The organism is Allobosea sp. GW823-FHT01F03 (genome assembly GCF_058798075.1).
The window spans coordinates 3,877,813-3,899,911 of the sequence record NZ_CM179505.1; the positions used below are offsets into that span (position 1 = coordinate 3,877,813).

The 22,099-nt window shown below is 66.1% G+C and carries 22 protein-coding genes; 10 read left to right on the forward strand and 12 right to left on the reverse strand.

Features of this window, described 5'->3' with window-relative positions:
* The first annotated feature begins 66 nt into the window (after positions 1–66).
* Complete coding sequence (locus tag AC3RCC_RS18655) at positions 67–1,080, forward strand: DUF2336 domain-containing protein (protein WP_291647867.1); 1,014 nt, start codon at positions 67–69, stop codon at positions 1,078–1,080.
* 62 nt (positions 1,081–1,142) lie between these two features.
* Positions 1,143–1,775, forward strand: coding sequence for an outer membrane protein (locus AC3RCC_RS18660; RefSeq protein ID WP_492256197.1), 633 nt, complete (start codon positions 1,143–1,145; stop codon positions 1,773–1,775).
* Positions 1,776–1,946: 171 nt separating this feature from the next.
* On the opposite strand, the gene parC is transcribed toward AC3RCC_RS18660, so the two are convergent.
* The 3 genes from parC to AC3RCC_RS18675 form a co-directional block, all read right to left on the reverse strand.
* Positions 1,947–4,193: a DNA topoisomerase IV subunit A gene (gene parC, locus AC3RCC_RS18665; protein ID WP_492256198.1), complete on the reverse strand. Its 2,247-nt coding sequence runs from the start codon at positions 4,191–4,193 to the stop codon at positions 1,947–1,949.
* 110 nt (positions 4,194–4,303) lie between these two features.
* Positions 4,304–5,032: a DNA repair protein RecO gene (gene recO, locus AC3RCC_RS18670; protein ID WP_492256199.1), complete on the reverse strand. Its 729-nt coding sequence runs from the start codon at positions 5,030–5,032 to the stop codon at positions 4,304–4,306.
* 239 nt (positions 5,033–5,271) lie between these two features.
* Positions 5,272–5,655: a tautomerase family protein gene (locus AC3RCC_RS18675; RefSeq protein WP_291640152.1), complete on the reverse strand. Its 384-nt coding sequence runs from the start codon at positions 5,653–5,655 to the stop codon at positions 5,272–5,274.
* Between the two features lie 112 nt (positions 5,656–5,767).
* On the opposite strand from AC3RCC_RS18675, the gene AC3RCC_RS18680 reads away from it, so the two are divergent.
* Positions 5,768–6,610, forward strand: a complete 843-nt coding sequence (locus tag AC3RCC_RS18680; protein WP_492256200.1) for a LysR family transcriptional regulator — start codon at positions 5,768–5,770, stop codon at positions 6,608–6,610.
* A gap of 119 nt (positions 6,611–6,729) precedes the next feature.
* On the opposite strand, the gene AC3RCC_RS18685 is transcribed toward AC3RCC_RS18680, so the two are convergent.
* From AC3RCC_RS18685 to AC3RCC_RS18695, 3 genes are all read right to left on the reverse strand, one after another.
* Entirely contained in the window at positions 6,730–8,946 is a 2,217-nt protein-coding gene (locus tag AC3RCC_RS18685) for a RelA/SpoT family protein (RefSeq protein WP_291640172.1), read from the reverse strand.
* Between the two features lie 181 nt (positions 8,947–9,127).
* Complete coding sequence (rpoZ, locus tag AC3RCC_RS18690; protein ID WP_291640156.1) at positions 9,128–9,517, reverse strand: DNA-directed RNA polymerase subunit omega; 390 nt, start codon at positions 9,515–9,517, stop codon at positions 9,128–9,130.
* 126 nt (positions 9,518–9,643) lie between these two features.
* Complete coding sequence (locus AC3RCC_RS18695; protein WP_492256201.1) at positions 9,644–10,651, reverse strand: LysR substrate-binding domain-containing protein; 1,008 nt, start codon at positions 10,649–10,651, stop codon at positions 9,644–9,646.
* Here AC3RCC_RS18695 and AC3RCC_RS18700 point away from each other — a divergent pair.
* Positions 10,650–11,360: an FMN-dependent NADH-azoreductase gene (locus tag AC3RCC_RS18700; protein ID WP_492256202.1), complete on the forward strand. Its 711-nt coding sequence runs from the start codon at positions 10,650–10,652 to the stop codon at positions 11,358–11,360. The two genes, AC3RCC_RS18695 and AC3RCC_RS18700, sit on opposite strands and share 2 nt — an antisense overlap.
* Positions 11,361–11,419: 59 nt before the next feature.
* On the opposite strand, the gene AC3RCC_RS18705 is transcribed toward AC3RCC_RS18700, so the two are convergent.
* Complete coding sequence (locus tag AC3RCC_RS18705; RefSeq protein WP_492256203.1) at positions 11,420–13,126, reverse strand: ATP-binding protein; 1,707 nt, start codon at positions 13,124–13,126, stop codon at positions 11,420–11,422.
* A gap of 180 nt (positions 13,127–13,306) precedes the next feature.
* Between AC3RCC_RS18705 and AC3RCC_RS18710 the strand changes: the two genes are divergently transcribed.
* Complete coding sequence (locus tag AC3RCC_RS18710; protein WP_492256204.1) at positions 13,307–14,059, forward strand: pyridoxine 5'-phosphate synthase; 753 nt, start codon at positions 13,307–13,309, stop codon at positions 14,057–14,059.
* A 117-nt stretch (positions 14,060–14,176) separates the two neighbouring features.
* Positions 14,177–14,581, forward strand: coding sequence for a holo-ACP synthase (acpS, locus tag AC3RCC_RS18715; protein WP_492256205.1), 405 nt, complete (start codon positions 14,177–14,179; stop codon positions 14,579–14,581).
* A gap of 15 nt (positions 14,582–14,596) precedes the next feature.
* On the opposite strand, the gene AC3RCC_RS18720 is transcribed toward acpS, so the two are convergent.
* The 3 genes from AC3RCC_RS18720 to aqpZ form a co-directional block, all read right to left on the reverse strand.
* On the reverse strand, positions 14,597–15,718 hold the full coding sequence (locus AC3RCC_RS18720) for a hypothetical protein (RefSeq protein WP_492256206.1): 1,122 nt from the start codon (positions 15,716–15,718) through the stop codon (positions 14,597–14,599).
* 15 nt (positions 15,719–15,733) lie between these two features.
* Entirely contained in the window at positions 15,734–16,000 is a 267-nt protein-coding gene (locus tag AC3RCC_RS18725; RefSeq protein ID WP_492256207.1) for a hypothetical protein, read from the reverse strand.
* Between the two features lie 266 nt (positions 16,001–16,266).
* Entirely contained in the window at positions 16,267–16,959 is a 693-nt protein-coding gene (gene aqpZ, locus AC3RCC_RS18730; protein ID WP_291639539.1) for an aquaporin Z, read from the reverse strand.
* 213 nt (positions 16,960–17,172) lie between these two features.
* Here aqpZ and lepB point away from each other — a divergent pair, with 213 nt between their 5' ends.
* The 4 genes from lepB to AC3RCC_RS18750 all read left to right on the forward strand — a co-directional run bounded on the left by lepB (position 17,173) and on the right by AC3RCC_RS18750 (position 20,377).
* Positions 17,173–17,937 carry a signal peptidase I gene (lepB, locus tag AC3RCC_RS18735; RefSeq protein WP_492256208.1) on the forward strand — a complete coding sequence of 255 codons (765 nt, stop codon included), beginning with the start codon at positions 17,173–17,175 and terminating at the stop codon, positions 17,935–17,937.
* Positions 17,889–18,665, forward strand: a complete 777-nt coding sequence (rnc, locus tag AC3RCC_RS18740) for a ribonuclease III (RefSeq protein ID WP_465247218.1) — start codon at positions 17,889–17,891, stop codon at positions 18,663–18,665. The genes lepB and rnc overlap by 49 nt, the downstream gene beginning before the upstream one ends.
* Positions 18,658–19,569 (forward strand): GTPase Era, encoded by a 912-nt coding sequence (era, locus tag AC3RCC_RS18745; RefSeq protein ID WP_291639534.1) that lies wholly within the window; start codon positions 18,658–18,660, stop codon positions 19,567–19,569. The genes rnc and era overlap by 8 nt, the downstream gene beginning before the upstream one ends.
* A gap of 181 nt (positions 19,570–19,750) precedes the next feature.
* Positions 19,751–20,377: a LabA-like NYN domain-containing protein gene (locus AC3RCC_RS18750; RefSeq protein ID WP_291639532.1), complete on the forward strand. Its 627-nt coding sequence runs from the start codon at positions 19,751–19,753 to the stop codon at positions 20,375–20,377.
* Between the two features lie 185 nt (positions 20,378–20,562).
* Here the strand turns inward: AC3RCC_RS18750 and smpB are convergent, their stop codons facing one another.
* Both smpB and dapA read right to left on the reverse strand, forming a co-directional pair.
* Positions 20,563–21,036, reverse strand: a complete 474-nt coding sequence (gene smpB / locus AC3RCC_RS18755) for an SsrA-binding protein SmpB (RefSeq protein ID WP_291639530.1) — start codon at positions 21,034–21,036, stop codon at positions 20,563–20,565.
* A gap of 53 nt (positions 21,037–21,089) precedes the next feature.
* Positions 21,090–21,983, reverse strand: coding sequence for a 4-hydroxy-tetrahydrodipicolinate synthase (gene dapA / locus AC3RCC_RS18760; RefSeq protein WP_291639528.1), 894 nt, complete (start codon positions 21,981–21,983; stop codon positions 21,090–21,092).
* Positions 21,984–22,099: the final 116 nt, after the last annotated feature.

Below are 22,099 nucleotides of genomic sequence, written 5' to 3' on the forward strand. Positions count from 1 at the left end.
AGAGACATGAGGCAGATTGCGGTCTTCGCTCGCAGCGTCGCGCGCTCACAATGGCCGGACCTACCCATGTTGCAGTCGCTCTCCCGCATGCCGGCGGACATGTCCTCGGACTCGCGGCGCCAGCTTCTCAATGCCGTGACCGACCTGTTCCTGCTCGACGGCGAACCCAGCGACATCTCCAAGGAGCATTACGGCGACATCGCGCTGCGCACCCTGCCGCATCTCGACAGCGAGGACCGCAAGCAATACGCCGATAGCGTCGCGGCGACGCCGAGCCTGCCGCACCAGGTCGCGGTTTCGCTGGCCGAGGACGCCGATTCCGAGGTGGCGAAGCTCGTGCTGAAGCTGTCTCCGGTCCTCACCGACACCGACCTCGCGGCCATCGCGGTGAGCCAGACCCAGGCGCATCTCAATGCAATAGCCGAACGCGCGCGCCTTTCGGAAAGCGTCACCGACATCCTGGTCGAGCGTGGTGACAATGCCGTGCTGCGCACCGTCAGCGGCAATGAAGGCGCGCAATTCTCCGAGCACGGCTTTGACCGGCTTCTCGAACGCGGGGGCGACGATGTCGCGGTCGGCGAGGCGCTGGTCCGTCGCAGCGACCTCTCGCCGCAGCGCGTCCAGCGCGTGCTGCGCATCGTCGAGCAGGTCGCCGAGCAGGGCGAACGCAGCCAGGATTCGGCCGCGCTCGCCAGGCAGGCGCGGCAACAGCGCCTCGAGGTCAAGCTTTTGCTGGCCGATCTGCGAACCAAGGTCCGCACGCTCGCCGAAGTGGTGACCATGCTGGCCGACGAGGACCGGGCCTTCCATCTCGCCCAGGTGCTGGGCGCGGCCGCGGAGATCAGCAACGAACAGGCATTGCGGGTGCTGTTGCAGCGCGACGTCAGCGGCATCGCCGTGCTGGCCCGCGCGCTCGACCTCGACCAGGAAACCTTCCGGGCAGTCCTCAGCCTGCGCGGTCGGCGGCTCTACTTCGCGGCCAAGACGCTCGAGGATGATCTGCGCGACTATACGAGGCTCGACAGTGCGACCGCCGACCGAACCATGCGCTTCCTGCGGCTGAAGACCAAAGTCGCCTGAGCCGACCCGAGCCGACGCCACAAAAGCGCGACAATCGCGCCCTCATCTGCTAGGTCATGAGCATGAGCGCGCCCGCATTCCTGGCACGAGCGAGAGGTCTTGCCCTTCTCGCCGGACTTGCGAGCCTGACCTGCGCCGGAACATCGGCCCAGGCCCAGGCCTTCCTGCCCTTCACGGGATTCGCGACCCTGCCGAGTTTCGCCTGGTCGCAACCCACCCTGGCGCCGGGCGGGGTCAAATGGGAAGGCTCCTACGCCCGCATCTCGAGCGGCTTCCAGGTCACCAGCTCGAAGCATTACGGCACCTCGGCGGGGCCGACCATCGGCCTCGAAGGCGGCAAGATGTGGCGCGACGGCGATTTCGTCTTCGGCATCGTCGGGGCGCTGGAATATGCGCCGGGCTTCGGCGGCTACAGCAATCCCGGATTCGGCCAGGCGAGCTTCACCCGCGACATCGCCGGCGCCTTCCAGATCAAGGCCGGCGTGCTCGCGACGCCGGACGTGCTGCTCTACACCAAGCTCGGCATGGCGGCCGCCAACGAGACCTATCGCTACGGCGCAACGCCGTTCTCTGCGCCCTTCTCGCGTTCCGACATCGCGGTCAGGCCGGAGGTCAGCGCCGGTGTCGAATGGGCGGTCACCGACAAGATCACGCTTGGGCTCGAAGTCGGCATGGTCGGCCCTGCGATCCGCTGAGAGATTGAATCAAGCCGCTGACGGATTGATTCCGGAGTTCCGCGCAGGCCTCTGAAATAACGTCACTTTTGGACGAGGCGAGGCCCCGCATATTCCAGGACGCTTCAAATGCTGGCCGGAGCCTCTGCCTGCAAGAGAGGCTCGGGTCTGCGCCCGAGGACAACGCTTCGACTACCCCCCGAACTTATTGCTCTTCGGGAAGCCCTTCGGCGGCAAGCGACCAGCCTCCGCCCGGTGACCGAGCCACTCCAGCAGCTCGGCCTGCGCCACCGTCCAGGTGCGTGCCGAGGTGTCGAGCCAGGTCAGCCCGTCGGCCAAAGCGAAGACCTTGGCGTCGGAGAGCCCGCCATCCTTGTAGCGCTGCAGCTTGACGCCCTTGCCCCGGCTCATCTCCGCGACCTCCGAAATCGGGAAGCAGAGCAGCTTGCGGTTCTGGCCGATGATCGCGACATGGTCGCCCTCGACCGGCACGGCGAGCATCGCCTCTACCGGCGCATCGACGTTCAGCACCTGCTTGCCCTTGCGGGTATTGGCGACGATGTCGTCGCTGGAGACCACGAAGCCGCGTCCCTCGGTCGTCGCCATCAGCAGCTTGAGCCCTGGGCGATAGGGGAAGGCGGCGACGATCTCGGCGCTCTCCTCCAGCTCGATCATCAGGCGGATAGGATCGCCGAAGCCGCGCCCGCCGGGCAGCTTCGAGGCCTCCAGGGTGAAGATCTTGCCATTGGTCGCCATCACCAGGATCTTCGCCGTGGTCTCGGTGAAGAAGGCGGTGCGCAACCCGTCATCGCCCTTGAAGGACAGGCCCGACAGATCCTGGACATGGCCCTTCAGCGCCCGGATCCAGCCCTTTTTCGAAATCACCACCGTCACCGGCTCGCGTTCGACCATGGCCTGCGTCAGGTCGATCTCGGTCGTCTCAGGCATGTCGGCGAAGCTGGTGCGGCGCTTGCCGATCGCGGTCTCGGGGCCGAACAGCTTCTTCACCTCGCGGATGTCCCAGGAGATGGTCTTCCACTGCGTCGCGTCGGAGGCGAGCAGCCCCTCGATCTGGCCCTTCTCGGCGGTGAGTTCGTCGAGTTCGGTCTTGAGCTGCATCTCCTCGAGCTTGCGCAGGGCGCGCAGCCGGGTGTCGAGGATGGCGTTAGCCTGGATCTCGGTGAGCTCGAAGACGCGCATCAGCTCGATCTTCGGCTCGTCCTCCTCCCGGATGATTTTGATCACCCGGTCGAGGTCGAGATAGACGATCAGCAGGCCGCGCAGTATCTCGAGCCGCTTCTCGATCTGGCCGAGACGAAAGCGCGAGCGGCGCAGCAGCACGTCGCGGCGATGGTCGAGCCAGGCGCGCAGCGCCTCGGCGAGACCGAGCACGCGCGGCACCAGCCCGCCGGTCAGCACGTTCATGTTCATCGGAATGCGCGATTCGAGCTCGGAGAGCCGGAACAGCGATTCCATCATCAGGGCGGCATCGACATTGCGGGCGCGCGGCTCGATGACGATGCGGATGTCCTCGGCCGACTCGTCACGCAGATCGGCGACCAGAGGCAGCTTCCGCTCGTTCAGGAGCTCGGCGATCTTCTCGATCAACCTGCCCTTCGAGACCATATAGGGGATCTCGGTGACGACGACCTGCCAGGCGCCGCGCTCCAGCTCCTCCTTCACCCAGCGGGCGCGGGTGCGGAAGGCGCCGCGCCCGGTGCTGTAGGTCTCGATCATCGAGGCCCGGCTCTCGACGATGATGCCGCCGGTCGGGAAATCCGGTCCCGGCACGAAGGTCATCAACTGCTCGGAGCTCGTCTCCGGGTGCTGGATCAGATAGAGCGCCGCGTCACAGAGCTCGGCGGCGTTGTGCGGCGGGATCGAGGTCGCCATGCCGACCGCGATGCCCTGCGAACCGTTGGCCAGCAGGTTCGGGAAGGCGGCCGGCAGCACGACCGGCTCCTCGTCCTCGCCATTATAGGTCTCGCGGAAATCGACCGCGTCCTCGTCGATACCGTCGAGCAGCAGGCGCGCGACCTCGGTCATGCGCGCTTCGGTGTAGCGGTAGGCGGCGGCGTTATCGCCGTCGATATTGCCGAAATTGCCCTGTCCGTCGACGAGCGGATAGCGCTGGGCGAAATCCTGGGCGAGGCGCACCAGCGCGTCGTAGACCGACTGGTCGCCATGCGGGTGGAACTTACCGATGACGTCGCCGACGATGCGGGCGCATTTCTTGTGGACCTGGCCGGGATCGAGCCGGAGCAGGCGCATGGCGTGCAGGATGCGGCGATGGACCGGCTTCAGCCCGTCGCGCGCATCCGGCAGAGCGCGATGCATGATGGTGGAGAGCGCATAGGCGAGATAGCGCTCCTCGAGCGCGGTCTTCAGATCGACGCGCTCGGACTCCTCCTCCGGCGGCGGCTCGACAGGCTTACCCATGGTGCACTCAACCTCGACTTTGCGGCCGCGTCCGGCCGCGAATCACTTCCCATGAAGATGCAGGGCCGCGCTGGCAACTGCAAAGTTTACCGATGAACAAGCTGCGAAAATCAGTGGATTTTTGTCGCCAGCTCCAGCAGCCGGGCCCGTTCGGGCGGTTCGGCGAGCCCGCGCGGCTCGTAAAGGTATCGCCGCAGGAAATGCCCGGTCAGCGCAAAGCCTGCCGCGATCTCGGCCGGGAGGGGCTGGTTCGCGCCCTGCCCTTCGCTGAGGAAGCGCGGCAGGGCCAGCAGGCGGTCGAGATAAGGCTCCGCAGCCTTGCGACTCACCGCCTTGCCGGACTTCGGCGAGACATGGCTGAGCTCCTCGCGCGCACCCGTCACGGCACAGCGGTTGAGCTCGAGCCCGAAGCCGAGTTCGCCCAGCATGGCGAGTTCGAAGCGCACGATCAGCGCCGGCGCGAGGCGGACCTCGTCAAGATGCTCGATCAGCACGCCGAGCCCTTCATGCAAGGCGGGATGCGGATCACGTTCCGGCAGGAGCCGCAGCAAAGCGGCGATGCTGGCGAGCCCGTAGAGGGCGACCGGTTGCGCCATCAGGCGGGCGGCGTGGGAGCTCAGGAGCTCGACCTTGTACTCGCCGAGATGCTCGTCGAGCCGCGCCCGCCAGGTCAGTGAAACCGCGTTCCCCGGCTGGAGAACGGGCTGCTGCCGGCTCGAGCGGCCACCGCGGACGAGACCGAGATGGCGACCATGGAGACGCGTCATCACCTCCAGGATCACGGCGCTCTCGCCATGCCGGCGGACGCCGATGATCGTGCCCTCGTCGCTCCATTCCATGGAGCAGAGTTATGGCGAAGGTTCCTGGCATTTCCAGTGCCTATGCACACAACGTTGTCAGCAGAAGCGCGGGATCCCCTCTCCTGGAAGGAGAGGGGTAGGGGTGAGGTGTTCGGGAGGGATATCGCGAGCTTGACCGCGGCGGCGCGGCCAGCGCTCGCGGCACTGGTCCGACGGCCTACACCTCACCCTGCCCTCTCCTTTCAGGAGAGGGTTCCCCGCGGTTCCTCGCCCAACGACTACGCCACGTACTGCGCGATCCCACCGCCGAACGACCAGTCCTCGCGCTTGACCTCGACCAGGCTGATGAAGATGTCGTCCGGCCTCAACCCCGGCTCGCGCTGGAGGTTCGCGGCGATCGCGGCATAGAGCGCCTTCTTCTGGGTGACGCCGCGGGTGTTGGCGACGGTGATCTGGACGATCACCAGACGGTCCGAGCGCTGAAAACCGAAATAGTTGGCATCGAAGACGAATTCCTCGGCCTCATGCTGGTGGACCACTGCGAACAGGTCGTTCTCAGGGACTTCGAAGGTGGCACGCAGGGCGCGATAGATTCCGTCGACGATGGCGGCGGGATGCGAGGCCGGATGGCCCCGGCGCATCGAGATTCGGATCAGGGGCATTGCAAACTCCGTCGGCAAGCGGGCGAGCCCGCGAACACCCCCAAGCTAGGCTTGTCCCATAAATCTGAAAATCGCATCATTGATGATATCAGTGATATCTATTGATGATCATATGACCACCACGCTCGATCTCGACGCCGTCAGCGCCTTCCTGCGCACGGCCGAACTCAGCAGCTTCACCCGCGCGGCCGAAGCGCTCGGCACGGCGCAGTCGCTGGTCAGCACCAGGATCAAGCGGCTGGAGGCGAGCCTCGGCCAGACCTTGCTGCAGCGTCATCCGCGGCTGGTCCGGCTCACTCCGGACGGCGAGCGCTTCCTGCCGGCCGCACGCGAACTGATGGCGGCGCATGAGCGAGCCCTTCAGGCCTTCCGGCAGCCCGCCGAACGCATCACGATCGGGATCAGCGAGCAGGCGGTCGGCGCCGACGCCCCTACCCTGCTGGCGCGGCTGGCACGGCAGGATCCGACCCTCGTCATCGGGTTGCGGATCGAGCCTTCCGCAGCGCTGGAGGCGGCCTATGAGCGCGGCGAACTCGATGTCGCGGTCATACTGCGTCTCGGCCAGGGACGGACGGGCGAAGTGCTGCGCCGCGACGTTTTCGGCTGGTTCGCAGCCCCTGCCCTGCCACGGCCCGACGGGCCGCTGCCACTGGTCAATCTCGTCGCCGAATGCCGCCTGCGGCTGCATGCCGTCGCAGCGCTGGAACGCGCCGGCCGGCCCTGGCGCGAATCCTTCATCGGCGGCGGCATGGCGGCGGTGCTCGCGGCTGTGGAAGGTGGGCTCGGCGTCTCGCCGCTCGCGGCACGGATCGCGCCACGCGGGTCGGTCGATGTCGGCGCCGCGTGGGGCCTGCCCGTTCTCGGTGCCTCCGAGGTGGTGCTACGCAGCAATGTCGTGACGCCGCGCGCCAACGCCTTCGTCAGAGAACTCGCGGCGGCGTTCCGGGCGGGGTGAACAAAACCGTATCTCGAACCATCATGCGCGCCCTTGTGGCGAGCATCCACGCCTTGAACACCGCCTTGCCCGAGGGAAGACGTGGATGGTCGGGACAAGCCCGACCATGACGGAAGCGCCTACGCCACCACCCGCTCGACCCGGCTGATCACCCGCTTCTCGCGCAGCTCGCTGACGATCGCCGAGAGGTGCTTCAGGTCCCAGACCGTCAGGTCGATGGTGACGTCGGTGAAATCCGGCGTCGGACGGACCATCTGAACCGCATCGATATTGCCGTCATGCTCGGCGATCGTCGTGGTGATCTGGGCGAGCGAGCCCGGCTCGTTGATCGAGTTGAGCTGGATGCGCGCCGGGAAGCGCTGCGGGCGCTTGTCGTCGAGGTCCCAGCGCACGTCGAGCCAGCGTTCCGGCTCGTTGTCGAAGGCGGCGAGCGAGGGCGACTGGATCGGATAGATCGTCACCGCCTCGCCCGGCGTCAGGATGCCGACGATGCGGTCGCCCGGCACAGCGCCGCCGCCCGGCGCGAAGCGCACCGGCAGGTCGCCGCCGAGGCCGCGGATCGGGATCGCATCGGCGCCGGGGCTCTCTTCCGGCAGTTTGAACTTCAGGTTCTCGCCGCCCTGGCGCAATTCGAACCAGCCCTTGCCGGCCGCACCGCCCTTGCTCTTGGCATCGAGCGCGAGGCGCTTTTCGGGCTCCAGATCCGGATAGACCGCCTTCACCACATCGCCGGAGAACATCTCGCCGCGGCCGACGGCCGCGAAGACATCGTCGACGGTACTGCGCGCAAGGCGCTTCAGCGCCGCCTTGAGCTTCTCGTCGGAAAACGCACGTTCGGCGCGCTGGAAGGCGCGTTCGAGGATCTGGCGGCCAAGCCCGGCATATTGCCGGCGCACGGCGGCGCGGGTGGCACGGCGAATGGCGGCGCGGGCCTTGCCGGTGACGGCCAGCGATTCCCAGGCGGCCGGCGGCGCCTGCCCCTCGGCACGGGTGATCTCGACCTCATCGCCGTTCTGCAATTCGGTCAGGAGCGGCGCGATCCGGCCGTTGATCCTGGCCCCGACCGCGGTGTTGCCGACATCGGTATGGACGGCATAGGCGAAGTCGATCGGCGTCGCGCCGCGCGGCAGCGCGATCAGCCGGCCCTTCGGCGTGAAGCAGAAGACCTGGTCGTGGAAGAGTTCGAGCTTGGTGTGCTCGAGGAACTCCTCGGGGTTGTCGCCCTCGGCCAGGAGATCGACGGTGCGGCGCAGCCATTGATAGGCGCGGCTCTCATCCGCCTCGCCGATCGCGCCGGCGGTACGCCCGTCCTTGTAGCGGGCATGGGCGGCGATGCCGTATTCGGCGACGCGGTCCATCTTGTCGGTGCGGATCTGCAGTTCGACGCGCTGGCGGCCGGGACCGACCACGGTGGTGTGCAGCGAACGGTAGTCGTTCTGCTTCGGCGTCGAGATGTAGTCCTTGTAGCGACCGGGAACCATCGGCCAGGTCATGTGCACGATGCCGAGGACGCGATAGCAGTCCTCGGGCTTCTCGACGATGACGCGGAAACCGAAAATGTCGGAAAGCTGCTCGAAGGAGACGGATTTGCGCTCCATCTTCTTCCAGATCGAATAGGGGCGCTTGCGCCGGCCATAGACCTGCGCCTCGATGCCGCGCTCGGCGAGCTTGGTCTTGAGATCGTTCTCGATCTCGCTGATGACGCGGCCCTCGCGCTGGGTCACCTCCTCCAGTCGCTTCGTGATGGTCTCGTGGGCTTCCGGCTTGATGTGGCGGAAGGCGAGTTCCTCGAGCTCCTCGCGCAATTCCTGCATGCCCATGCGGCCGGCGAGCGGCGCATAGATCTCGACCGTCTCCTCGGCGATGCGCAGACGCTTCTCGGGCGCCATGTAGTGCAGGGTGCGCATATTGTGCAGACGGTCGGCGAGCTTGACCAGGAGCACGCGGATATCGTCGACGATGGCGAGCAGCAGCTTGCGGAAATTCTCGCCCTGCGCCGCCTTCTTGGAGACGAGATCGAGCTTCTTGATCTTGGTCAGCCCGTCGACGAGGCGGCGGATGTCGGGACCGAAGAGGTTCTCGATCTCCTCCAGCGTCGCCTCGGTGTCCTCGACGGTGTCGTGCAGGACGGCCGCGACGATGGTGGCGTCGTCGAGCTTGAGATCGGTGAGCAGCGCCGCGACTTCCAGCGGATGGGCGAAAAAGGGATCGCCCGAGGCGCGCTTCTGCGTGCCATGCGCACGCATCGCATAGACATAGGCGCGGTTGAGGAGCTCCTCGTCCGTATTGGGATTGTAGCGCTTGACCCGGTCGACAAGCTCGTATTGCCGCATCATGCCCATGCGGGCCCCGCTCCGCCGATCGCCGTCATAGAATTCATCCAATATCTGCATAGGCCTGCCGGGCGGCAAGGCGGTATGCCGCGCATCGGGCATGAAAAAGCCCGGCAGGGCCGGGCTTTAGCAATCATCGTCAACAATTGTTCACACTGCCCGGCCTTGGCCGAGGCGCATGCGCTCAGTCCTCGTCGTCGGCGCTCTCGGTCGGCGGCACGAGCCCGTCGAGGCCGCGCAGCAGGTCCTCTTCGCTCATCCGGTCGAACTGGACTTCCGAATCGGGCGTGGCGACATGCGACTGCGAGGTCAGCAGCGGCACCGGGTCGGCCTCGGGTTCGTCGACCTCGACATGCTTCTGCAGCGAATGGATCAGATCTTCCTTGAGATCCTCGGGGGTCAGCTTCTCTTCGGCGATCTCACGCAGGGCAACGACGGGGTTCTTGTCGTTGTCGCGCGGCACCAGGATCGAGGAGCCGGAGGCGATCATGCGGGCGCGATGGCTCGCGAGCAGAACGAGCTCGAAGCGGTTCTCGACCTTGTCGATGCAATCCTCAACGGTAACGCGAGCCATCCCGCGGGCTCCTTCCAGATGTCGTCGATGCGATGGAAACGATGAAGGGCGCTCTTACAGGCAGAACGCCACAGATGCAAGGTTTTACGCCGCCCTGCCCGGGCCGCCGGCAGGCACCCATGCCCGTCACGGCACCGCGACCGACTTGAGCCACTGCCGGGCGGCCTGGACGTCGGCCCTCGCCGCGCCTTCCTCGGTGGCGAGCAGATGATAGGAATGTCCCTCGACGACCGGCCCGAACGGGTGGACGAGGACGCCGCGGGACAGCTCGTCCTCGACCAGGACCAGACTGGCGATCGCCACACCCTGGCCGGCGATCGCCGCCTGGATCGCGTGGTTCTCGTCAGTGAAGCGCAGGCCGACTTCGGCATTCACCCCCGTGATCCCGGCCGCGGCCAGCCACCGCGCCCAATCCGGCTGCCAGTCCCGGCGCTGCCACTCCGAATGAATAAGTGTGACAGCCTGCAGGTCGGCCGGCCCCTGGATGCCGAGCGCGGGGCTGCAGACGACCCCGAAACGTTCCTGGCACAAGGGTTCCGAAACGAGGCCTGTGAACGGGCCTGGGCCGTAGCGCACCGCCAGATCGGCCGTATCGCGCGACAGATCGACGGTCGCATCCGAGGCATGCAGCCTCAGCGTGATCTGCGGCCACTGCGCCTGGAAGGCGTTCAGAGCCGGAATGAGGCGGCGGGCAGTGAAGAGCGTCGTCGCGGTAACGGTCACCGCCCTGACCTCGCTCTGCGGGCCGAGATCGGCGATGGCGCGCGCGAAATCGTCGAAGCCATCCCTGAGCACCGGATAGAGCCGCTCGCCGGCCGGGGTCAGCGAGACGCGCCGGACATGCCGATGAAACAGCGAAAGGCCGAGCGTGGCTTCCAGCAAGCGAAGCTGATGGCTGACCGCGGTCGGCGACACCGCCAGCTCCTGGGCGGCCTTCTGAAAGCTCAGATGCCGTGCCGCCGCCTCGAAGGCGCGAAGCGCACCGAGCGGCGGGAGTTTCCGGATCGCGGTCATGGCTGAATTGAAATCATCTATCGGCTGAGAAATTCGCTTTTGTCTGCAATTTCTTAGAGGGATATCTGAGGAGAAGCGAGAGTTTCGCATGAGAAATTCGACTTCATGGAGCCCCCTCATGACACCGCTTCACATCCTGCAGATCGATGCCAGCGCCCGCCCCGGGCGGTCTGGAACTGATCCTCGCGGGTCGCATACCCGCCGGCTGACCGATCGCTTCGTCAATCGCTGGCGGGCTGCGCGACCGCAGGACAGCCTGACCTATCGTGATGTCGGGCAGCAGCCGCCCTCGCCCGTCAGCGGCGACTGGATCGCTGCCGCCTTCACCCGGCCCGAACGCCGAGACGGCCCGGCGCAGGCGCTGCTCGCCGAGAGCGACCTGCTGGCGGGCGAGCTTCTCCGGGCCGACCTGATCGTGATCGGTGCGCCCATGTACAATTTCGGCCTTCCGGCGCAGCTCAAGGCCTGGGTGGACAATGTCGTGCGGGTCGGCGTCACCTTCGGCTTCGACCGCAGCCGGCAAGGCGAGCCGTACTGGCCGATGCTGCCCGCCGGCAAGCGGCTGGTCATCCTCTCCTCGCGCGGCGATTACGGCTACGATGCCGGCGGGCGCCTGGAGGCCATCAATCTCGTCGAACGCAGCCTGACCGTGCCTATGGGCTATATCGGCCTCACCGAAACGCATGCGATCGCCATCGAATACGACGAGTTCGCGGACGAACGTCTGCGCGCATCGATTGCCGCGGCCGAGACCGCCATCGACGCGCTGGTCACCAAGCTCGTGCACCAGGCCGCCGCGCCGGCGGATCGGGCGCTGGAAACGGCCTGACGCATTGGCCGCGGCGCACATGCCGCCAGCGAGCGGCGGCGCCCCCCGATCTGCGGCGATCAGAGCCCGCGCATGCGGGCGACGAGCTCCTCGAGGCCGGGCTCCGGCCGGCCTGCCGTTCCCGGCCCGTGACCGGCCATGGCCGGCAGCTCCTCCGGCCGCTGGTCGAGGAAACGCATGCGCATCGTCGTCGCGACCGCCTCGCCGAAGGCGATCGCCTCGCGATTGCCGATCGAAGGCAGGAAGGCGAGCGTGCTGGCCGAGGCGTCGGCAATCGCCGCGCGGATGATCTGCTGGTCGGCGTCATTGGCGAGGCGCATGGCGAAGACCGTCGAGCATTGCGACAGGATCGTCGGATCGAGCTCGCCCGGGCGCTGCGTGACGATGCCGAGATAGGCGCCATATTTGCGACCTTCCCGCGCGATGCGGGCGATGGCGTGGCGCGTCGGCGCGAACCCCAGGCTCGGATCGTGCGGCACGTAGCGATGCGCCTCCTCGCAGAGCAGCAGGATCTCGTATCCGCCCCGGCTCGAGATTGCGAGATCGAAGGCCAACCGCGCCAGGCTCGAGGCTACCGCGTTCACCACCTCGGAAGGCAGGCCGGCGAGCTGGAAAACCGTGACCCGCCGGCCCTGATGCGGCACGCGGAAGATCTGGCCGATCACCGGCGCGATCGTCTCGATGCTGTTGGCATGGGCGAAGAGAAAACCATAGCGCGGATCGGCATGCAGCGTCTCCAGCCGCACGCGCAGCGAGCGCAGCGCAGTACGCGGATAGCGCTGCTCGTGCAGGCCGATCAGCTCGTCGATCGCAGCGAAGAGATCGACCATGCGATAGGGCACGGCGAGACCCGCCGCTCCGCCCATTTCCGCCGGGCGGCGCGCGCCCAGATCGAGCGGCCGCTTCAGCACGCTGCTGCCGAGGTCACGCGCCATGTCGTGGGCGGCGCCGCTGCGGTAACGGCTGCGCGCGACGGCGATCACCTCGCGCAGGATCTCGGCCTCCTCCTCGACCAGCGGGCGGCCGCGGAAGACGATGTCGGCGAACTCGTCGAAACGAAAGGTCCAGAACGGCAGGTCGAGCGTCTGGGCGTCGATACGGACCGAATTCTCGGGAAAGGCGTGGGCGTATTCGTTGTGCGGATCGAGGATCAGCACGCGCAGATTCGGCTTCGCCGCCACAGCCTTGCGCAGCAGCAGGGCGACCGCGCTCGACTTGCCGACACCGGTGGTGCCAAGCACGGCGAAATGGCGCGAGAGCAGGCGCTCGACGCTGACCGTCGCGGGAATCGCGCAGTCCTGCGACAAGGTTCCGATCTCTGCGCCTTCCTGGCCCCCGAGATCGTGGACGGCGGCAAGGTCGCGCGAACGAATACGGTGCGCCAGCGCGCCCAGCGGCGGATAGGTCGAGATTCCGCTCTGGAAACGGCAGCTCCCATCCGGCCGGTCGACGACCTCGCCCAGAAGCTCGACCTCGATGCCGATCGCATTCGCGCCGCTCTCCTCCCAGCCCGGATTCATCACCCGCATCTGATAGACCATGCCGACGATGCGGCTCTCGCCGAGATTGATCGAGATCAGGCGGCCGACGGCCCAAATATTGTTCGGACCGAGGGCCGGCCCGAAGACGGTGGCGGCGATGGTCGCGCGCGCGCCGGAGCACGAAACCACCCGGCCCAGCGACCGATCGGGCGACTGGCTGGCGTCGCGCCGATCCGGCGAAACGTCCGCTTCGAAATGTTTTCGGTCCGAGACGGAGTACTGCATTGCCGCAGAATAGCGCGCAGGCCTTAACAACAGATCGCTCCCCGTACAGGCGACCGGCGCGAAAATTCGCCGATGGCGCCGCGACCGATCAATAACGCTGAAGAGGCCGATCAACTCCGTTGCCTTGAGCCGGAGCCGGCCAGGGCGTAGAGGCTGGAGCAGGATCTGGGGAGCCTGACGATGCCGAAGAACCGCCTGCGCCTTGGTGTGAATGTCGACCACGTCGCCACCGTACGCAACGCCCGCGGCGGTGCCTTGCCCGATCCGGTCCGCGCCGCCCATCTTGCCATCGCCGCCGGTGCCGACGGCATCACCGCCCATCTGCGCGAAGACAGGCGCCATATCCGCGACGCCGACATGACGCGGCTCGCACGCGAACTCTCCAAGCCGCTCAATTTCGAGATGGCGGCAACCGAGGAGATGATCGGCCTCGCCGAGAAGCTGAAGCCGCATGCCGCATGCCTCGTGCCGGAGAAACGCGAGGAGCGCACCACCGAGGGCGGGCTCGACGTCGTAGGTCAGGCGGCAGCTCTCGCCCCCGCGATCGCGCGCCTCGCGGCCGCCAGCTGCCGTGTCTCGCTGTTCATCGAGCCGGACGAGGCACCGATCGCGATGGCGGCCAAGCTCGGCGCCCCAGTGGTCGAGCTCCACACCGGCACCTGGTGCCACGCCGTCGCCGATGGTCATGCCGACAAGGCCGAGGCCGAATTCCAGCGCCTCGCCAGGGGCGCCGCCTATGCCGCCTCGCTCGGCCTCGAGGTCCATGCCGGCCACGGGCTCGACTACGACACCGCGCGCAAGCTCGCGGCCGTGCCCGCCTTCGTCGAATTCAACATCGGTCACTTCCTGATCGGCGAGGCGATCTTCGTCGGCCTGGCAACCGCGCTGGCCACGATGCGCCGGGCGATGGACGAGGGCCGCGCCGCCGGATGATCGTCATGCGGGCGCAAGCGAAGCAATCCAGAGAAACGCCCTGGCTTGCTTCGTCGCTGCGCTCCTCGCAGTGACGGTGGAGTTCCCAGCGAAGTCCTCATCGGCTAAAGCCTCGGCATGATCCTCGGCATCGGCTCAGACCTCTGCGACATCCGCCGCATCGAGAATTCTCTGGCGCGTTTCGGCGAACGCTTCACGCAGCGCATCTTCACCGAAGGCGAGCAGGCGAAATCGGACCGCCGGGCGACCCGGGCGGCCTCCTATGCCCGCCGCTTCGCCGCCAAGGAGGCCTGCGCCAAGGCGCTCGGCACCGGCATCAGCCATGGCGTCTTCTGGCGCGACATGGAAGTGGTCAATCTGCCCGGCGGCCGGCCGACCATGAAACTGACCGGGGGCGCAGCGGCAAAACTCGCCGAAATGACGCCGCCGGGACATGAGATCATCGTCCATGTCTCGCTGACCGACGATCCGCCGATGGCCCAGGCCTTCGTGGTGATCGAGGCCCGATTGAAGCGGTCCTGAACCCGGCCGCCCCGTTCAGGACGGCGGCTTGCGGTCGAGCACCCCGGTCAGCAGTTGCGTGATGGCAGTGTCGCTGTAGCCGCAGAGGATACCGACGAGCAGCGCAGCATAGACATTGGTCCTGTACTCATACAGCTTCAGATCGTTGATCTCGAGCTTGATCAGTCCGGCGCTCATCAAGATGCAAAGCAGGGCGGTGATCACCCCGACGAGCGTGAAACGCAGCCATGGCGAGAGATGCGCCGTATCGAAATTGCCGAGGCTGTCGAAGCTCAGGGTCAGGTTGCGGATGAAAGCAAAGAACACGACCCCAAGGCAGATTCCGATCGCCAGGAACATGATCGTCGCCATGAAGCCGTTTGCGATGGCAAGCGGCGGAAGATGCTCCGCGTAGGCTTGCGCCACCTGTGGCAGCAGTAATTTGAGGAGCCCGGCGCCGACGACGATCAACAGGGCCGTCCGCAAAGTCGCGGTCAAATGGCGCTTGCGGATCGCCGGCCCCTCCTCGGCCACGAACTCCGCTTCGAAATGGCCGAGGGCCAGTGTCGCATTGCTGATCTGCCCCTCCTCCAGCCCGTGCTTGGCATGGCTCTCCAGCGCGGCGAAATGGTGCTTGCGCGCCTCCTCGCCCTTCACCAGCAAGCCGACCTTGCGGCAAGCGTTTTCGAGGCGGTCGAGAAATGTGCGGACATCGGGGGGCACCGGGTTTTCGAGCCAGGGCGGCGCCGAGATATGCAGATCGCCATTGGCGTCGATCGACGCCGCGAAATAGCGGATACGCAGATCCTGCTGCGAAAACGCCTCGTAGGCGGCGTTGCCACGGTCGAGATCGCCGACTTCGAGCGCAGCCTTGACCTCGTCGAGCAGGCTACTGAGATAAGCGGCGCGGCCCGGCGTCGGGGGAACCCGTACGCGAATACGGTCGAACAAGGCTCGAAACCGCTTGCTCAGCTCATCGGCCTCCGGCGACGGCGCGCCGTCCTTTGCAGCCTTCAGCAGCAGTGCCCCGCTCGTGCTGTCGATCTCGACTTCGAAGAAGACGGCCGCCATTGCCCACTCCGATTGCCCGACTATGTCAATGATCTGCTGCAGAACATCCCGAACCCGGGGCCCACTGCTGTGCAGCATGGGCCCCATAGGGGAATTTCGTCGCTAGACTGCCGTCGGCTTTTTCGGGCCGGGGACCGGCGGCCAGGGATCGATGAAAATCTTCAGGACCCGGCCGTCATCCGGATCGATGCCGATCCAGGCCTTGGAGTGCTCCTCCATTGCCGCCCCCGGCCCCGGGGATGGCGCCGGCATCGTCACCGTTTTCGCAGCTTCGTTGAAAGCTCTTTGCAGGATTTCGACATCCTCAGGCGAGCGCGCGCCCGTCGCGCCGAGGGTCGCAATTGCTTCAATCGCCTGTTGAAGCTGCACAACGCCGACCTTTGGCCGACCGTCTGACGCCCGAGACATCTCGATGCCCCCCGCAACCGACCGCCCACTCGTCGCAGGTCATGCCCTCGACATCAGGCGACGCAGGGAGACTGCACTACCTTAGCGTGCACATCAAGAATAATAGTCATTCTGCATGCAAAGAAAAACCTCGCCGCGCGGCGAGGTTTTCATCACCGCCTGCAGGAGAGAGGGGGCAGCGCGGCGCTGCCTCCTCCCACCTCGCGGGCCGCTCTGCAGAGCGGCCATCAGGCCTCGTCGTTGATCCAGCGATAGAGCACGCCGCCGAAGATGCCGCCGAGGATCGGCGCCAGCCAGAACAGCCAGAGCTGCGAGATCGCCCAGCCACCGACGAAGAGGGCCGGGCCGGTCGAGCGCGCCGGATTCACCGAGGTGTTGGTCACGGGAATGCTGACGAGATGGATCAGCACGAGCGCCAGGCCGATCGCCAGGGGCGCGAAGCCGACCGGGGCCTGCTTGCTGGTCGCGCCGAAGATCACGAAGAGGAAAACCGCCGTCATCACGAATTCCATGACGAAAGCCGAGCCGAGCCCGTATTTGCCGGGCGAGTGTTCGCCATAGCCATTGGAGGCGAAGCCCTTGGCGACGTCGAAGCCGGGCGCCCCGCTGGCGATGAAATAGAGCACCGCCGCCGCCGCGATGCCGCCGATGACCTGCGACACGATATAGCCAGGGACCTGGCTCGCCGGGAAGCGGCCACCTGCCGCCAGGCCGATGGTCACGGCCGGGTTGAAGTGCCCGCCCGAAATGTGCCCGACCGCATAGGCCATGGTCACGACGGTAAGGCCGAAGGCGAGCGCGACGCCGAGCAAACCGATGCCGACCTGCGGAAACCCGGCGGCGATCACGGCGCTGCCGCAGCCCGCGAAGGTGAGCCAGAAGGTGCCGATGACTTCGGCGGCATACTTCTTTGCACTCATGTTGATTCCCCCAAAACGTCAGTCATCGGCAAGACTGTTCTTGCGCGGCACTTTCGTCAACGCAGATCGCTTTCCTTCCCGCGCACCAAGCAAGGCGGCCATGCGCCTTCCGGAGGCTGCGCCACGCACGAGGCCGTGACGCGATGCGCGTTGTCCCTCGCCCGACATTCGGCTAGACCGCGCATTCGAACAGGTAGCCAGCGGGAGCCCCTTGTGGCCAACGACGCCGAAATCAAGAGCAAGGCCAAGGACGAAGGCGGGTTCCTGGAGACGGTCAAGGTCGTCGTCCAGGCGCTGCTGATCGCGCTGGTGATCCGCACCCTGCTGTTCCAGCCCTTCAACATCCCCTCGGGCTCGCTGATCCCGACGCTGCTGATCGGCGACTACCTGTTCGTCTCGAAATACACCTATGGCTATTCGAAGCACTCGGTGCCGTTCAGCCCGCCGCTTTTCAACGGCCGCGTCTGGGCAGCCGAGCCGAAGCGCGGCGACATCGCCGTGTTCAAGCTGCCGAGCGACAATTCGACCGACTACATCAAGCGCGTCATCGGCCTGCCGGGCGACCGGATCCAGATGATCGACGGCGTGCTGCACATCAACAGCCAGGCGGTGAAGCGCGAGCGCATTGCCGATTTCGTCACCACCGACCCGTGGGGCCGCACCACCCCGGCGATCCAGTATCGCGAGACGCTGCCCAACGGCGTCAGCCACCAGATCATCGAGCGCGAGGGCGACACCGGCACCTTCGACAACACGCCGGTCTTCCAGGTTCCGGCCGGCCACTTCTTCATGATGGGCGACAACCGCGACAACTCGCTGGATTCGCGCGATCGCAGCGTCGGCTATGTGCCTTTCGAGAATTTCGTCGGACGCGCCGAGATCATCTTCTTCTCGATCGACGAAGGCGCCTCCGCCTGGCGCCTCTGGGAATGGCCCTGGACGGTGCGCTGGAGCCGCATGTTCACGACGATCAAGTGACGAAGCCTGGTGAAACCGGCCGCAAGCTGCCGGATCTCGCGCGGCTGGAAGCACGGCTTGGCCATCGCTTCGCCGAGCGCTCCCTGCTGGAGACGGCGCTGACCCATATGAGCGCCGATCAGCGGCGGCTGGCCAGCTATCAGCGCCTCGAATTCCTCGGCGACCGGGTGCTCGGTCTCTCCATAGCCGACATGCTGTTCACCACCTTCCCGCAGGCCGAGGAAGGCGACATGTCACGTCGCCTCGCGGATCTCGTGCGCAAGGAAACCTGTGCCGAGGTCGCCACGGCCTGGGAGCTCGGCCCCAATCTGCGGCTCGGCGAAGGCGAGATTCTGGCCGGCGCCCGCAAGAACAAGGCGATCCTGGCCGATGCCTGCGAAGCCGTGATCGGCGCCGTCTTCATCGATGGCGGCTACGCGGCCGCCCGCAAGCTGGTCGAGGCCGGCTTCGGCCAGCGCCTGCTCAAGCCCGCAACGCCGCTGCGCGACGCCAAGACGGCGTTGCAGGAGTGGGCGCAGGGCCAGGGCCATCCGACGCCGACCTATGCCGAGCTCGGCCGCTCCGGGCCCGACCATGCCCCGGTGTTCCGGATCGTGGTACGGATCGGAACCCTGGTGGAAGCGGAAGCCGAGGGACGCTCGAAGCGTCTCGCCGAGCAGGCCGCCGCCGAAACGCTCCTGCGCCGGCAGGGCCTGTGGAACGAGAATGCGGAGGGCGAGCATGGCTGAGCCTCAACTGCCGACCCGATGCGGCTTCGTCGCGCTGATCGGCGCCCCCAATGCCGGCAAGTCGACGCTGCTGAACCAACTCGTCGGCGCCAAGGTCTCGATCGTCTCGCGCAAGGTGCAGACCACGCGGACCCAGGTACGGGGCATCGCGCTGTCCGGCCCGGCCCAGATCATCTTCGTCGACACGCCCGGCATCTTCGCGCCGAAGCGCCGGCTCGACCGCGCCATGGTGACCAGCGCCTGGGGCGGCGCAAGCGATGCCGACCTGATCGGCGTGCTGATCGATGTCGAGCGCTTCGACCATGAGGAGAACACCCGGCTGCTCGAGAAGCTCGCCGAGCTGAAGCAGCCGAAATTCCTGATCCTCAACAAGATCGACACGGTCGCCAAGGAGAAGCTGCTCACGATCACTGCGCAGCTCAACGAGCGCGGCAAGTTCGAGACCACCTTCATGATCGCGGCCCTGACCGGCTACGGCATCAAGGATATCCTGAGCTGGCTCGAGACGCGGCTTAAGCCTGGTCCCTGGCTCTATCCGGAAGACCAGATCTCCGATGCGCCGCTGCGCTTCCTCGCCGCCGAGATCACGCGCGAGAAGATGTTCGAGCGGCTGCATGACGAGCTGCCCTATCGCTCGACCGTCGAGACCGAAAGCTGGCAGCAGCGGCCGGACGGCTCGGTCAGGATCGAGCAGACGATCTATGTCGAGCGCGAAAGCCAGCGCAAGATCGTGCTCGGCCAGGGCGGACAGACGATCAAGGCGATCGGCCAGAAGGCTCGCGTCGAGATCGCCGAAGCGGCCGAGGCGAAGGTCCACCTGTTCCTGTTCGTCAAGGTCCGCGAAAACTGGAGCGACGATCCCGAGCGCTACCGCGAAATGGGGCTGGAATTCCCGAAGGGCTGAGGCGCACGCCCCTGCGGCGAGGATAATGACCTCGCCAGCCGGGCGCCGCGCAGGCACCGCTCCGGCGAGGTGCCACGGAATTTCCCGCCCGCGCCGGAATTTCGACCGTCAATAGACATTGTTAGACCGTCATTTTTCTCGATCCCTTTTGTCGAAGCCTATTTGAGCGGGAGTTATTGCCATGGCAGCCGAGTCACGCATCGCCCTCTTCATCGACGGCGCGAATCTCTATGCGACCTCGAAGCAGCTCGGCTTCGACATGGATTATCGCCGGCTGCTCAAGGAGTTCCAGGGCCGCGGCAACCTGATCCGCGCCTTCTACTTCACTACCCTGATCGAAAGCGAGGAATACACCTCGATCCGCCCGCTGGTCGACTGGCTCGACTATAACGGCTACCGGGTCATCACCAAGGCGGCGAAGGAGTTCACCGACGCGAGCGGGCGCCGGCGCGTCAAGGGCAATATGGACATCGAGCTGGCGATCGAGATGCTCGAGCTCGCCCCCTATCTCGACCATATCTATCTCTTCTCGGGCGATGGCGATTTCCGTCCGCTGGTCGAGGCGGTGCAACGCAAGGGCGTCAAGGTCTCGGTGGTTTCGACCATCAACACCAGCCCGCCGATGATCGCCGACGATCTGCGCCGGCAATGCGACGAGTTCGTCGAGCTCGGCAACCTCATGCAGAAGGTCGGGCGCGATCCCACCGAGCGGAGTCCGCGCGGTCCTGCCGGCCATGGCGCTCCCAGCCATCCCGGTCTCGAGCGGCGCTACGGCATCCGCCAGAGCGACGAGCCGACCGATAGCTGAGAGCCCAATAGTCGTTCGCCCTCCAAATGCCGCGGCCAGCCTCTTCCCGTCATTCCGGCCGCAGCGAAGCGGAGCGCCGTAATCCATCGTAAGGCTCTGCGCCCTACGATGGATTCCAGAGCGGCGCGGCTGCGCCGCTTGTCCGAAATGACGAGGATGGTCGGGTTAGAATACCCGCGGCGACACTATCCGCCGGTCTTCAGGATTCGCGCCTTGTCGCGGTTCCAGTCACGGGCCTTCTCGCTCTCGCGCTTGTCGTGCAGCTTCTTGCCCTTGCCAAGACCGAGCTCGACCTTGGCCCGGCCCTTCTCGTTGAAATACACCTTGAGCGGAATCACGGTGAAGCCCTCGCGCTGGATCGCGCCCATGAGCTTGTTGATCTGGCGGCGGTGCAGCAGCAGCTTCCGCGGCCGGCGAACATCGTGGTTGAAGCGGTTCGCCTCGAGATACTCCGGGATATGGGCGTTGAACAGGAAGAGCTCGTCGCCCATCGGGCCGGCATAGCTCTCGCCGATCGTCGCCCTGCCGCCGCGCAGCGACTTGATCTCGGTGCCCTGCAGGGCGATCCCGGCTTCCAGCGTCTCGGTGATCGCGTAGTTGTAGCGGGCCTTGCGATTATCGGCCGCGAGCTTGTAGCGCTCGGGATCAGGCTTGGTCATTCAGGAAACTCCGGCGTCCGGCGGCCGCGACTGGCGGCCGCCGACAGCCTCACTTAAGCATTGAGCAGCCCGGCGTGAACCATGGCGCCGCGAATGATCTCGCCAGTGGCCGGCGTCACCGGCAATAGCGGCATGCGGACCTCCTCCCCGGCCCGGCCGAGCAGCTTCAGCCCGTGCTTGGCTCCGGCAAGGCCCGGCTCCTTGAACACGGCGTCATGCAGCGGCACCAGCCGGTCCTGGAGTTTCAGCGCGCCGGCATAGTCGCCCTTCAGCGCGCAGACCATCAGCTCGGCGCAGAGCTTGGGCGCGACATTGGCGACGACCGAGATGCAGCCATGGCCACCGGCGGCCATATAGGCCAGCGCCGTCATGTCCTCGCCCGAGAGCTGGATGAAGTCCGGCCCCATGGCATGGCGCTGCTGCGAGACACGCGCGAGATTGGCGGTGGCGTCCTTGACCCCGGCGATGTTCTTCAGCTCGTAGAGCCGCTTCATGGTCTCGACCGACATGTCGACCACCGAGCGCGGCGGGATGTTGTAGATGATGATCGGGATGCCGATCGCGTCGTTCACCGCCTTGAAGTGCTGGTACAAGCCCTCCTGGGTCGGCTTGTTGTAATAGGGCGTCACCACCAGAACGCCCTGCGCGCCGGCCTTCTCGGCATGCCTGGCCAGCGAAATCGCCTCGATCGTGTTGTTGGAGCCGGCGCCGGCGATCACCGGCACCCTGCCCTTGGCCTGATCGATGACGATCTCGGTGACGCGGCCATGTTCGTCATGGCTCAGGGTCGGGCTCTCGCCGGTGGTGCCGACGGGCACGAGCCCGTGGCTGCCACTCTCGATCTGCCAGTCGACCAGCGCCCGAAGGCATGCCTCATCGATCTTGCCGTCCTTGAACGGCGTCACCAGCGCAGTGAGCGAACCGGTGAAAGGCGCATGCTTGGTCATGGGCGGTCCTGAAATCGACATAGTTGCGCGAGAAACGGGCGACAGACATAGCCTTTCAGCCGCAGTCCGCAAAGCCGGCAACCCATCAAAAATCGTGGCCGCATAGTTAGGACTTC